The 11663-nt window shown below is 34.5% G+C and carries 12 protein-coding genes and 1 pseudogene; 8 read left to right on the forward strand and 5 right to left on the reverse strand.

Features of this window, described 5'->3' with window-relative positions:
• Window positions 1–832: 832 nt before the first annotated feature.
• Window positions 833–2407 (reverse strand): penicillin-binding transpeptidase domain-containing protein, encoded by a 1575-nt coding sequence (locus AAGD51_RS02345; protein ID WP_006280388.1) that lies wholly within the window; start codon window positions 2405–2407, stop codon window positions 833–835.
• A complete protein-coding gene (locus tag AAGD51_RS02350) occupies window positions 2362–3201 on the reverse strand; it encodes a polysaccharide deacetylase family protein (protein ID WP_010962787.1) in 840 nt (279 codons plus the stop codon). The genes AAGD51_RS02345 and AAGD51_RS02350 overlap by 46 nt, the downstream gene beginning before the upstream one ends.
• 329 nt (window positions 3202–3530) lie before the next feature.
• On the opposite strand from AAGD51_RS02350, the gene AAGD51_RS02355 reads away from it, so the two are divergent.
• The 3 genes from AAGD51_RS02355 to AAGD51_RS02365 all read left to right on the forward strand — a co-directional run bounded on the left by AAGD51_RS02355 (window position 3531) and on the right by AAGD51_RS02365 (window position 5032).
• Window positions 3531–4190, forward strand: coding sequence for a RadC family protein (locus tag AAGD51_RS02355; protein ID WP_012673223.1), 660 nt, complete (start codon window positions 3531–3533; stop codon window positions 4188–4190).
• Window positions 4191–4293: 103 nt separating this feature from the next.
• Window positions 4294–4626, forward strand: a complete 333-nt coding sequence (locus AAGD51_RS02360; RefSeq protein ID WP_041582615.1) for a helix-turn-helix domain-containing protein — start codon at window positions 4294–4296, stop codon at window positions 4624–4626.
• A gap of 34 nt (window positions 4627–4660) precedes the next feature.
• Window positions 4661–5032, forward strand: a complete 372-nt coding sequence (locus tag AAGD51_RS02365) for a helix-turn-helix domain-containing protein (RefSeq protein ID WP_041582616.1) — start codon at window positions 4661–4663, stop codon at window positions 5030–5032.
• Between the two features lie 136 nt (window positions 5033–5168).
• Here AAGD51_RS02365 and AAGD51_RS02370 read toward each other — a convergent pair whose 3' ends face one another.
• Window positions 5169–6251, reverse strand: coding sequence for a hypothetical protein (locus AAGD51_RS02370; protein ID WP_012673224.1), 1083 nt, complete (start codon window positions 6249–6251; stop codon window positions 5169–5171).
• 198 nt (window positions 6252–6449) lie between these two features.
• Here AAGD51_RS02370 and AAGD51_RS02375 point away from each other — a divergent pair, with 198 nt between their 5' ends.
• The 5 genes and pseudogenes from AAGD51_RS02375 to AAGD51_RS02395 all read left to right on the forward strand — a co-directional run bounded on the left by AAGD51_RS02375 (window position 6450) and on the right by AAGD51_RS02395 (window position 10663).
• Window positions 6450–7373 carry a hypothetical protein gene (locus tag AAGD51_RS02375; protein ID WP_281508734.1) on the forward strand — a complete coding sequence of 308 codons (924 nt, stop codon included), beginning with the start codon at window positions 6450–6452 and terminating at the stop codon, window positions 7371–7373.
• Between the two features lie 51 nt (window positions 7374–7424).
• Window positions 7425–7754 carry a helix-turn-helix domain-containing protein gene (locus AAGD51_RS02380; RefSeq protein ID WP_007549995.1) on the forward strand — a complete coding sequence of 110 codons (330 nt, stop codon included), beginning with the start codon at window positions 7425–7427 and terminating at the stop codon, window positions 7752–7754.
• 22 nt (window positions 7755–7776) lie between these two features.
• Window positions 7777–8202 carry a helix-turn-helix transcriptional regulator gene (locus AAGD51_RS02385; protein ID WP_341810488.1) on the forward strand — a complete coding sequence of 142 codons (426 nt, stop codon included), beginning with the start codon at window positions 7777–7779 and terminating at the stop codon, window positions 8200–8202.
• A 33-nt stretch (window positions 8203–8235) separates the two neighbouring features.
• On the forward strand, window positions 8236–9564 hold the full coding sequence (locus AAGD51_RS02390; protein ID WP_041573564.1) for an IS4-like element ISWosp9 family transposase: 1329 nt from the start codon (window positions 8236–8238) through the stop codon (window positions 9562–9564).
• 276 nt (window positions 9565–9840) lie between these two features.
• Window positions 9841–10663 (forward strand): annotated as a pseudogene (locus AAGD51_RS02395) (IS5 family transposase).
• Between the two features lie 368 nt (window positions 10664–11031).
• On the opposite strand, the gene AAGD51_RS02400 reads toward AAGD51_RS02395, so the two are convergent.
• Entirely contained in the window at window positions 11032–11364 is a 333-nt protein-coding gene (locus AAGD51_RS02400) for a hypothetical protein (protein ID WP_320157275.1), read from the reverse strand.
• A 9-nt stretch (window positions 11365–11373) separates the two neighbouring features.
• Window positions 11374–11589, reverse strand: coding sequence for a hypothetical protein (locus tag AAGD51_RS02405; RefSeq protein WP_320157276.1), 216 nt, complete (start codon window positions 11587–11589; stop codon window positions 11374–11376).
• Between the last annotated feature and the right edge of the window lie 74 nt (window positions 11590–11663).

Here is an 11663-nt window from a genome sequence, read left to right on the forward strand (position 1 = left end):
TAGGTGAGACGTCGCGGTATCTCTAGATCCCGCTAACAAGCAGCGGGATGACGAATTACTTAACCATCATCTACACCGTCATACCGCGATTCATTCGCGGTATCTCTTAACATAGATCCCCTACTATACCTTAACATAGATCCCGCTAACAAGCAGCGGGATGACGAATTACTTAACCATCATCTACACCGCCATACCGCGATTCATTCGCGGTATCTCAGCCGCTAACAAGTAGCGGAATGACAACAATCCTACGTCATACCACCGCGGCGCTAACAAGAGATCCCGCTAACAAGCAGCGGGATACTTAGGGATGACGGTTGTTGTTTAGCTATAAATATTAAGAAATTTACTAAATGAAAAAAAAGGCAAAAGAAGCCCTGGGGTTATTATCCGCTTTAAAATATTGGCGTTTTTTATGTTTTAAACGCTTGACAAGCAAGATTAAGCTGCTTTTAATTGCAACTAACTTACGCTGCAAATGTTTAAGAAGTTTACTAGGCAGAAAAAAAGACAAAGAATCCCCGAGTTAGCTAGTCTTTTACTATCTCTGTCAAGTATTGGCATTTTTTGATGTCTTGTAACGCTTTATAAGCGCGTTCAGCTTATTTAGATAAAAATCTAGATGTAGATGAAGTTTTGTAAAGACATACAGTATCTATATACTGCAAAAAATTGAACATAAGACGCCGATACATTAAGTAATCCTTACCTTTTAATCTGCAGATTGGCGAAAGCAAATACAATAGCTTCACTATCATGATAAGGGCGCTGGCGAAGGGTGTCAAGTAAGTTTTTTCGTTTCTATTCCCAATAAAAGTTTGTTATATGGTTATGCAAGAAGTTTAATACTCATAGTTTCAAGCATATACTGAAATATTTCATTAGCTATAGCAACATCTTGGCGTGGGGCTTTGCCGTGTTCTATAAACACAGAGATTGCATAGCGCGGGTTATGGTAAGGGCCATAGGCGATAAATAACTTATGACTTTCGCCCTTAGAGTTTATCTCTGGTGTACCGGTTTTACCGGCAATTTGTATACCGCTTAGCCCTTTCTTATAGGTTCCAGTTTTAGAATTCACCACATCAAACATAGCTTTTCGAACTATGCTAAGATGCTCACAATCCACATCAATATCGGGAAAATCTTGTATCGTTTCATTCATCTTAATGCGGGGAATTACCTCTTTTCCTGTTGCAATCCTCGCTGCAAGAACTGCAAGCTGTAGTGGTGTTGTAAGCATATACCCTTGTCCTATAACTAAGTTGATAGTGTCACCTAAATACCACTGCGAATATAGCTTTCGTGTACGCCAATCTCTATCTGGCAACAACCCTGGAGCTTCTTCTTTAAACGTTCCAATCAGTGGCCCACTTCCAATACCAAATTTTCTGGCCATTTCTACTAGAGAGTCTACACTTATTTTTTTCCCTATATTATAAAAGTAAGTGTTGCATGATAATGCCATTGCCTCATTTAAAGATACATACCCATGGACTTTGCTTTTCAGACAACGAAATTTCCGCTCACCTATTTTCATATAGCCCTTGCACGAGAATTTCTCTTCTGGTGTTATTATCCCGTCTTTTAAACCCGCAAGCGCAACTATTACTTTAAATATTGAACCAGGTGGAATTTGATATGATAACGCACGATTCACGAGCGGCAATGAAGGAGCATTCAAGCTCTCCCAAGTCTCATTTGATAGCCTGCTAGCAAAAAGATTATTATCGTAAGAAGGTGAATTATATAATGCTAAAATTTCTCCATTATTTACATCAATTACCACTGCGGAGCCTTGGTGATCTTTAAATACCTCTGCGGTTTTCTCTTGCAGATTAATATCAATTGTCAGTTGTACATCTTGTCCGTCTTGTTGTGGTATGCTTGATAATTCTTTTATGACGCGTTTTTTAGAATTTATTTCCTGCTCAGATTTTCCTGACTTGCCTTTCAATATATGATCATATGTATATTCAATACCGCTGATTCCTACTTCGCTTATGCCTTGCTGTCTTTTTGTATATCCGATTACATGAGAACACATTGAACCAAACGGGTAATAACGTTTATAAAGAGCAGTTATTTTTTCTGACGATTTTGCTATTTTAGACTCGACTTCTGATAATGTCTGCAAATCAACTTCCTTACCAGAACCATCAAACAAAACAACATACGAAATTTTGTTTACCGCAAGTTCAATGCTATTCCTATCTAAAATTTTGCCCCGCTTAGGCATAATAGTAGCAACTCTTATTCTATTACTATTAGATAGTGCTTCGTACTTTTGTCTGTTTCGTATTTGTAAATTATATAACCTGCAACTAAAAACCGCAGAAATGGTAAGCTGAATACCACCTAATATGAATGCTCTGCGGTTAAAGACTTTGTTTTTTGTCCACATAACATTCCTTCAAAACACACTTTTTTCCCCTCTTTTATTGTTACACTTCTGGCTTTTACCGTATTACAAACCCTTTTTTCCCACTCACTTAAGGTCACAAACTTATAACCTGATTTTTTTAGTATTTTAATAATATGAGGTAAAGCTTCAATTGTGTTTGACCTGTTATTGTGATCATGAAACAGTATAACTGCTCCATTATGTACATTACTTAAAACTCTTTCAACTAAAGTTTCTGGCTTATCACCTTGCCAATCTAGCGAATCAACTGTCCATAATATTGAATACATATTTAATTGATCAGTATTTTCAATCAGATTATCGTCATAACATCCATATGGCGGACGAAACCATTTTACATCTTGTTTTATTGCATTTTTAATTGCTGTATTTGTCTTTTCCAATTCTTGCAATTGTTCCTCACTTGAAAGTGATGTCAACTTCCTATGCGACCAAGAGTGATTGCCTAACTCATGACCTGATTCATGAATTTTCTTTACTATTTCAGACGTTTTTTCATTTATACGTTCACCAAGCACAAAAAATGTTGCTTTTGCTTCATAGCTTTCCAGAACATTAATAATATCGTTTACTCTATTGTTAGACGGTCCATCATCAAACGTAAGCGCAACAAACTTATCGTCGTTATTCAATAATTTTTTTATATTACTTAAATTTCTATATGATAGATCTAGATTACAACTGAGCCCACAGTATGGTAAATTAAAATTACAATCACTACAAAAAGCCGTACTTGAATATAGTAAGAAAAAAGTGATTATCCTTATAAACATTTGTAATCAGCAAAGTGATAGAATACTACACTTTTTTGCTAAGTTAAGCCATCTTTAATTGCTGTAGCCTTTACTTCATCGCTTCTTTAATATATTGTATTAACAATTTTATATAATATATTATGATTGCAAATATAAATACCGTTGCGCTTCAGGGAATTAGCACAGTAAATGTCAATGCACAAATTCATATGGCAAATGGTATTCCAGCTTTTAAAGCAACAAGGACAACATTGCAAATTTAGAGTTCAAAAGGGTTATTCCTCGAGAACTACTGCGTCAGAAAGCTGGCGTTGAATTTGTATATAATGTTGACCTTGGAGGTTTTTATGAATAATAGTGAGAGAAAAGAAAAATTGGAAACTCGCATTTTATCAAGTAGAGGCAGGTCTTTACTTGACCATGAGCTACTGGAACGTACTCTATCTGAATGTGAAGAAGGAAGAGAAGTGGCCAAAAAGCTAATAGAGCTCTTTAGTAGTTTAGGAAGGGTAATTAACGCTGACTTTCATGAGCTAAAAAATGTTACAGGAATGAATGATGGAGCAATAGCAAGTATCTTTTGTCTGAAAGAGATTTTCGATAGGATACTGAAAGGTAAGTTAAAAAAGCTGTCGATTCTTGATAACAGAGAAGAGCTACTAAAATACTTTAAAACAGCAATAGGGCAGTCACGAAAGGAAAGCTTGCGAGTAATATACTTAGATCGAAGTGGTCATTTGATATACGAGTATATTCAAGACTGTGGAACTATAGACAGAGTACCTCTATATGTGAGAGAAATAATCAAACAGGGATTACTGATCGATGCATCATCTATTGCAATTTCACATAATCATCCAAGTGGAGATACAGAACCATCAAAGGAGGATGAGGATAACACACTTACATTAGCTGCAACCTGTGAAAATGTAGGGATGAAATTGATAGATCATATAATCGTAACACAGAAGAGCCACTTTAGTTTTTATGACAGTGGTTTATTGTAATCTGTAGACTGGAAGGAGAGTTCTCTAGCTCTCCTTCTTTTTTTTCACTTCATAAATTAAAAAATTCAATATAAGCTTGAACAGCTAAAATTAGTAATGAAAGGTGGAATTAGGCAAAAAAATAAAAGAACTTAGATTATACTGTGGTTTAACACAAACTGAGTTGGGAAAGAAAATAGGCGTTTCGTATAGACAAATACAAAGGTACGAAAATAGTTCAAACCAAATTTTGGCCAGTAGGCTATACGACTTAGCAAAAGCACTATCGATTAATGTGGCTGATTTTTTTACTGATGTGCATGTCGACTCACATGAAACTTATGATGAAGAAATACTAAAATTAGTCAAAGGATATAATGAAATTAAAAGCAAAAGGTTACGTAGCGTAGTTTATATATTGGTAAAATCTTTTTCTCAAAGTTACAATGAGAGTTAGTATTGCTTCAATACCTCAGTTAATATATTAATAAATGATTGTACAAGATGAACAACATCCTATTGATAAACAAATAGGTGAAAGAATAAGGAAGAGAAGGTTAATATGCGGTTTTAGCCAAAGAGACTTAGGAAAAAAGCTCGGAATTTCATTTCAGCATATACAAGGATATGAAACTGGAGAGGTAAGGCTTGTAATTGATAGATTGTATAATTTGGCAGAAGCTTTGTCCGTTGATATGTCATATTTTTTTACCAAAGCTTCTGAAGACTTACACGATAAGGCCTTTTGTAGCGATGTGGGTAGTGAAGAAATATCAAGGCTAGTGAGGGAATACAGGAAAATTAAGGATGAAACGTTGCGTGATATTGTGCATTCAGTGATAAAAGCGCTTGCCAATAAATAATATTGCCTGAATATATCTTCAATCCACTTCTACAAGCAATGCTAGTTAAGGTAAATTTTTTATGGTAATTTTGATTAAATTTCAAGAACTACTTTACTTTGCAATAATTATGGCTATGTAAAAACATAGCCACCAATCAAGAACGTCCTACAGATGTCGTTTTGGTATCTTTTAATTTGCTCACCCAAGAAAAGGTCTCACTACTTTTAGAATTTTGGTCGCCCCACCTTCCACATCTAGTAAAGCTGCCTTTTTCCACTACTTCTTTAACAGACATTCCACCAAATAAACAACCCTTTCCTACGATTTCTCCTATTTCTTGCAACTCGTTCCACATTTCTTCATCTTCTACCTCAACTTGTACTTGATGATAGTCTTCTGTGTCATGATATACCATTAAATTTAGCTCTCCTAGGCTAGTGCAAAGTGTTACTGTAAAAGCGCTGTTATCGGATATATCTACGTAATTTCTTTTACCGTCTTTCCCAGTTTTGACCTCAACTTCACCATCACCTATTTTTATGATACTACCGCCAAGGTTTAAGTCTCCTTTACTTAAGCCCAAATTTTTTGCACCTTCTACAACTTTGGCAACATCAACTATGCAGCTATGTGAAAATTCAATATAGAAGGTCTTATTATCGATTTCTACATCTTCAACAGTTCCTTCTATAGTAGCGTCTTCTCCAACTTCCCTAAGTTTCTTGAGCCTACTATATATTTGTGGCTCAATTTCTTTTTGCACTTTTTGATACATTTCAGCTATTTTCTTATCAACTTGTACATTAAAATCTGCTCCATGTAAGGCTAACTTTCTGATTATATCTTCTTGTTTATTTTCTTTGAATTCATCACGATACATCTTAAACATTGTAACGTTAGTGAAGCTAAAGCCATCTTCGTTGCGAGCGTTTACTCTTATTCCTAAATCCAAAGCTTCATCGACGATTTTACTTAATTTGTCTAGATTTTCAGCTGCAATAGCTTTTTCCAAGAATTCATTTAATTTCACATTTTCATATTCACTTAGCCTTATCTTGCATAAAGCTGATCGAAATGGATTGAGCTCCTCAGGATATGTTAAGACAGGTAATTTACTAATCTTTTTATTTGCTGTTGGAGCAGCTTTTATAAAATTAGGTAATAACCCTTCTTTTGCTATTCGCTCTACCGCTTTTAACATTTTACTAGACAATTTTTTACCATTTATTTTTTTCATTGTAACCCTCACTTAATTTCATTACTATTCGATCATATCGTGATAAATATTATTTAATTGTTAATATTATACGACTTATTGATTTACTGTATATTATAATAACAAGTTTTGCGGGCATCTACACTAGAAAAACACATCCTATAAAAATTATTTCAGTTTCAACAAAAATGGGGTATCGTAATCGTAAAATTGAAAAAAATGGATATCCTATCTTACTCTACTGAAAAGCTGAAAAAGCATTGTCAGCTACTTGATGATGAAGAAAAAATAGTTCTATATGAGCAGCTGCTAGACAAGGCTAAAGATATACTTGAAAACTCAAGAGATGATATTGCAAAGTTGAAAGAGGTAAGCAAAGCAGTTGTAGCAATAGAGGAAACTACCGATAAGCAGTTACTAGAAAAGTTTAATGATGATCACCCGCTAAGAGAAGTGGACATTTTAATCTACTCTCCTCAAGGAAATACTGAATATCTATTCAGCATAGATAACTCATCAGAGCTTTATGATTTAAAAGAAGATAAAGAAAAAGCTCTTTATAATGCAGTAAAGTTAAATGATGTTGAGCTTGTAAAAAAGCTGCTAATGATCCTTTCACCTACAGAAGTAAGTAATTTTGACACGAAATACTTGGAAGAATTGAAAATATTGCTGTCAGGAATTCACAAAGAATTGCAATTATCACAAGATATGAAAAATTATCTTGAGAAGACGATAAAGTTCTATAGTTTTTTATGTAGTAATTTTAACTTACTAGTTACAAATCCTACTGACGTAAAAGCCATAATTGATCTATTTGCTGCTCAACCAAATATTGATTACCAAATAGATAAGCTTCTACTTTCTTTTATTGTAAGAGATGTTGAGGAAAAAAAGCTAAACTCTGAAATTAGTCATATGATAGAACTTCTTGAGCAACACGAAAGATTTGCTGAGCTCGAATACAAGGTTAGAAGATTAAGATCAGAGTTTGCAAGTGGCAAAAGCAGATACTTGGCTGAAGTAATACGAAATAGCATTGCAGAACGAGAAAAAGAGATGAGGGAAATTGAGAAAAAATACGTAAGGCCAAACGATTTAATTAGCGAGAGGCAGAAATTATTAAAGCAATTACTTTGCTAGCTTTTTTTCCACTTCATAAAATTTGTTGTAAATTTGAATAAGAGGTGAAAAGTGCAATTAGGTAAAAAAATAAAACAACTTAGGTTAGATCGTGCTTTGACACAGACCGAATTGGGAAAGAGAATAGGTGTTTCGTATAGACAGATACAAAAGTACGAAAATGGTTCAAATTGTGTTTTGGCCAGTAGATTATATGATTTAGCAAAAGCACTATCGATAGATGTTGCTAACTTTTTTACTGATATGCACACTGACTCACATGAAGCTTATGATGAAGAAATACTAAAGTTAGTCAAAGGATATAACGAAATTAAGAGCAAAAGGTTACGTAGTGCAGTTTATATATTGGTAAAATCTTTTTCTCAAAGTGATAATACATAGTTAATATTACCTGATACGTAAAATGACTATACAACATCCTATCGATAAACAAATAGGTGAAAGAATAAGGAAAAGAAGGCTAATGTGTGGTTTTAGTCAAAGAGACTTAGGAAAAAAGCTTGAAATTTCATTTCAGCATGTACAAGGATATGAAAGCGGAGAGATTAGGCTTGTAGTTGATAGGTTATATAAATTAGCAGAAGTACTATCGGTTGATATGTCGTATTTTTTTACCAAAGCCTCTGAAGACTTACATGATAAGGCCTTCCATAGCGATGTAGGCAGCGAAGAAATATCAAGGCTAGTGAGGGAATATAGAAAAATTGAGGATGAAACTCTGCGTGACATTGTTCATTTAGTGATTAAGGCTCTTGCTAATACCATACGCGTCAAGTTAAGGAAAAGTGTAAGTAAAGTTGATAGAGTGAAGGAAAATAATAAGGTATAAATTCTCTTGGATATATGAATGAGAGAACTTACAATGGACAGAATAGCTTGCTTATCAAAAGACCTCAATGAATTCTTTAATGAAAAAGCAGACGAAATATCAATTGCAGTAGGTTTTATAAAAAGAAAGAGAAAACTTAATGGCTCATCATTCATAAAAGCTATGGTTTTTGGTAACATAGGAGTTGATGATTGCAGCATAGAAACAATGTGCCAATTGCTAAATGAAGACTCGATAGAAATTACAAAACAGGGTTTAGATTTTAGGTTTAGTGAAGAAGCAGTTGAGTTCATGAAAAAAATGTATAACGAAGCTTTGTGTTTATTTAAAAAAAGTCTACAGATTGATTGCAAAATTTTACAGCAATTTGGAAGCGTTAAATTATTGGATAGCAGCTACATTAGCCTGCCCAGTAGCATGGAAGATATGTACAAAGGATATGGCAGTAGCTATAGAGATTGTGAGAATAATACCAAATCAGGAATAAAGCTACAGTTAGTCTTTGATTACCTGAATCAAGCGCTAGATAAGTTAAATTTTATGGAAGGAATAAGGTCGGATCAAGGTTATAGGGATTATCTGAACGGTTTATCAGCCAATGATTTGCTAATATTTGACTTGGGCTACTTTGTGCCTAGTTCTTTTAAACAGATTGATGAAGCAGGTGCATATTTTGTTAGTCGTTATAAGTCTGATACCAATATATATGATATAGAAACAAATCAAAAAATAGAGCTATTGGAGTATTTAGAAGGTCAATTATCTTCAGAAAAAGAAGTATTATTAGGAAAGGAAGTAAAAATTAAGGTAAGAATTATATGTCAAAAGCTAACTGAAGAACAGTCTATGGCTAGAAGAAGAAAGGCTAATAAATTAGCAAAGTCACATGGATATACATCTTCTCAAAAGAATCAAAAGTTATTAGATTGGTCAATATTTATAACTAATGTTCCAGAGAGTAAAATTAATGCTGAACAAATATTGACGGTTTATAGAGTAAGATGGCAAATCGAATTACTATTTAAACTATATAAAAGTCATATCAATCTTGATAAACTAAAAGGAAAGACAAATCCATTTAGAGTATTGTGCGAGCTATACGCAAAATTATGTGCTATTCTCGTATTTCACGGAATGATTGGCTGTGTAAAACTAAAAAAGAACACGGAGCTCAGTTTAACAAAGGCATTTATTGAATTGAAAAGGCGGGTTAGAGAGCTCTTTTTGATATTAAACAATATTGTCAATAATTTAAAAATTTTTCTAAAAAAGCTTACTATAATCTGGTCAAAGTTTTCTTTGAAAGACAGATATAGGAAGACCAGGGTATCTACTTTAAGCTCTCTACATTCCTTAACTTGACGCGTATGGTTTATTTAACACTCCCCCACTGGACATTAGGTTTGGGACAAAAGGCTGAATAATGGGAGCTGTGTGAGTCGAGAGGGTGCGCCGTGGTACGCATTAAGAAATATAGCTCTTTTTACAATAATCCGAACAGATCATAATATGCTACTGCTCTACCATAGCCATAAGCACATATCTTATCCTATTCGGACTATTGCGAGAAGTGCTATAAGAGGTTGTCCGGAAACAAGTAAAAGGCTATAATATCTGAAATTTTAGTACGGGGTAAAGATGAGAAAAAAGTATCCAACAGATCTAAGCGAAAGGGAATGGGCAAGAATAGAAAAACACTTCAGAGTATCATACAAGAAAGGAGGAAGGCCGCCAAAGTATAGCAAAAGAGAAATATTAGAAGCAATTTTCTATGTATTGCGTACAGGGTGTCAATGGCGGTATTTACCAAATGATTTTCCGCTATGGAAGACTGTGTATGAGCAGTTCAGGCAATGGAAGAAGCAGGGAATTTTTGAGAAAATGAACTATGATATCACTAAATATAGTAGGTCAAAAATGGGAAGCCGAGCGCATGCATAGTGGACAGTCAATCGGTAAAAACCACGGAAAAAGGGGGGGCAAAGGTTATGATGGTGCGAAAAAGGTAAAGGGGAGAAAAAGACATATAATCACAGATACTCAAGGATTTGTGCTTGGTTGCTATGTAGGAGCTGCAAGCGAAAATGACAGAGATGGGGTGAAGATGGCATTGGACAATATGAAGGAAAAATACAGCAATATTAAGAAAATGTGGGCTGATATGGGATACCAAGGAAAAGATTTAAAGGATTACGTAAAGAGAGAATATGGGATAGATATTGAAATTGTCAAAAGGCCTCCATGTAGGTTTTGGGTGCATAAAGATACACCACCTGAGCTACTACCAACAAGAGAACAAGGGTTTAAAGTACAGCCAAGAAGATGGGTTGTAGAAAGGACTTTTGCTTGGGTTAATAGGAATAGAAGGCTATCGAAGGAGTATGATTTACTCACAACATCCACTGAGAATTTCATATACCTAGCTATGAGTAGGGTTATGTTAAAGAGGGAATATGCTTGAATTTACTAGTTTCCGGACAACCTCTAACTATTGCATTCCAGAACAATTTGATGCATCATTCTTTTTGTAAAAAACATTCCAAACTTTCTCTCCACTTTTTCTGGGTAAGGTCAATACCTTTAAGCCCAACACCAAGCTCGAGAAAGTAGAAAGTGTGGAGCAGCCTATTCAGTCTTCTTTGAATCTAACATGAAAGGCTATGCTCAAAAAACTATAAGCGTCCAAGTAATTTTTTAAATAAGATAACTCCTTTAGAATATCTCTTAAGCTATTAACTTAACATCACCATAGGATTTAAAACATTCCCCAAAAAATGTTAAAGCTATTTTAGTGAAATACTCAAAACTTGACCCTAAGCAACTTTGAGTTCATGCTCCTGGTACTCTTGCTTTACCTTCCTGCATAATCGCTTTTGGAGGAAATATATTACTGGATGAAGAACTCACTATATCACCACACTTTAAACCTTTTACCGCTGCTTTGACTCCTTCTGAGACTTTTTTAGATAGACTAATTGTTTCAAAAGATTGACAAAGTTTTCCAGACCTTTCAAAATATCCCTGTTTAATAGCATCGTAGACCCAATATCCACCAAGCGAGCAATTCTCACCTAATTCTTCTTTACAATTTTTGAACTTTTCCAGTATTTCCTTTTTGTTACTAACTTCTACTATTATTTTATCTTGCTTGTCAGGGTACAAATTAACTTCTCATTCTCCTAAACTAGTAGAGAAAGTTAACACTATATTACTATTGTCTGCAAGATTAGTGTAATGCCTTATGCCATTTTCCGTTATAATTTCTACCTCACTTTTACCGATCTTTACTATATCTCTTCCGTATTCTATTTTTCCTTGAGTTAACCCTAAGCTCCTTGCCCCATCTGTTATCTTTGCGACATCTATTATGCTCTTAAATAAGTTCACTACTTATCGTTCTACAGCCAGAATGTCACACAAACGAAAGTTTAATTTGTGCTTACTGTAGACATGGGGTTTTA

The sequence above is a fragment of the Wolbachia endosymbiont (group A) of Volucella bombylans genome, assembly GCF_964026965.1.
GTDB classification, from domain to species: Bacteria; Pseudomonadota; Alphaproteobacteria; order Rickettsiales; family Anaplasmataceae; genus Wolbachia; species Wolbachia pipientis.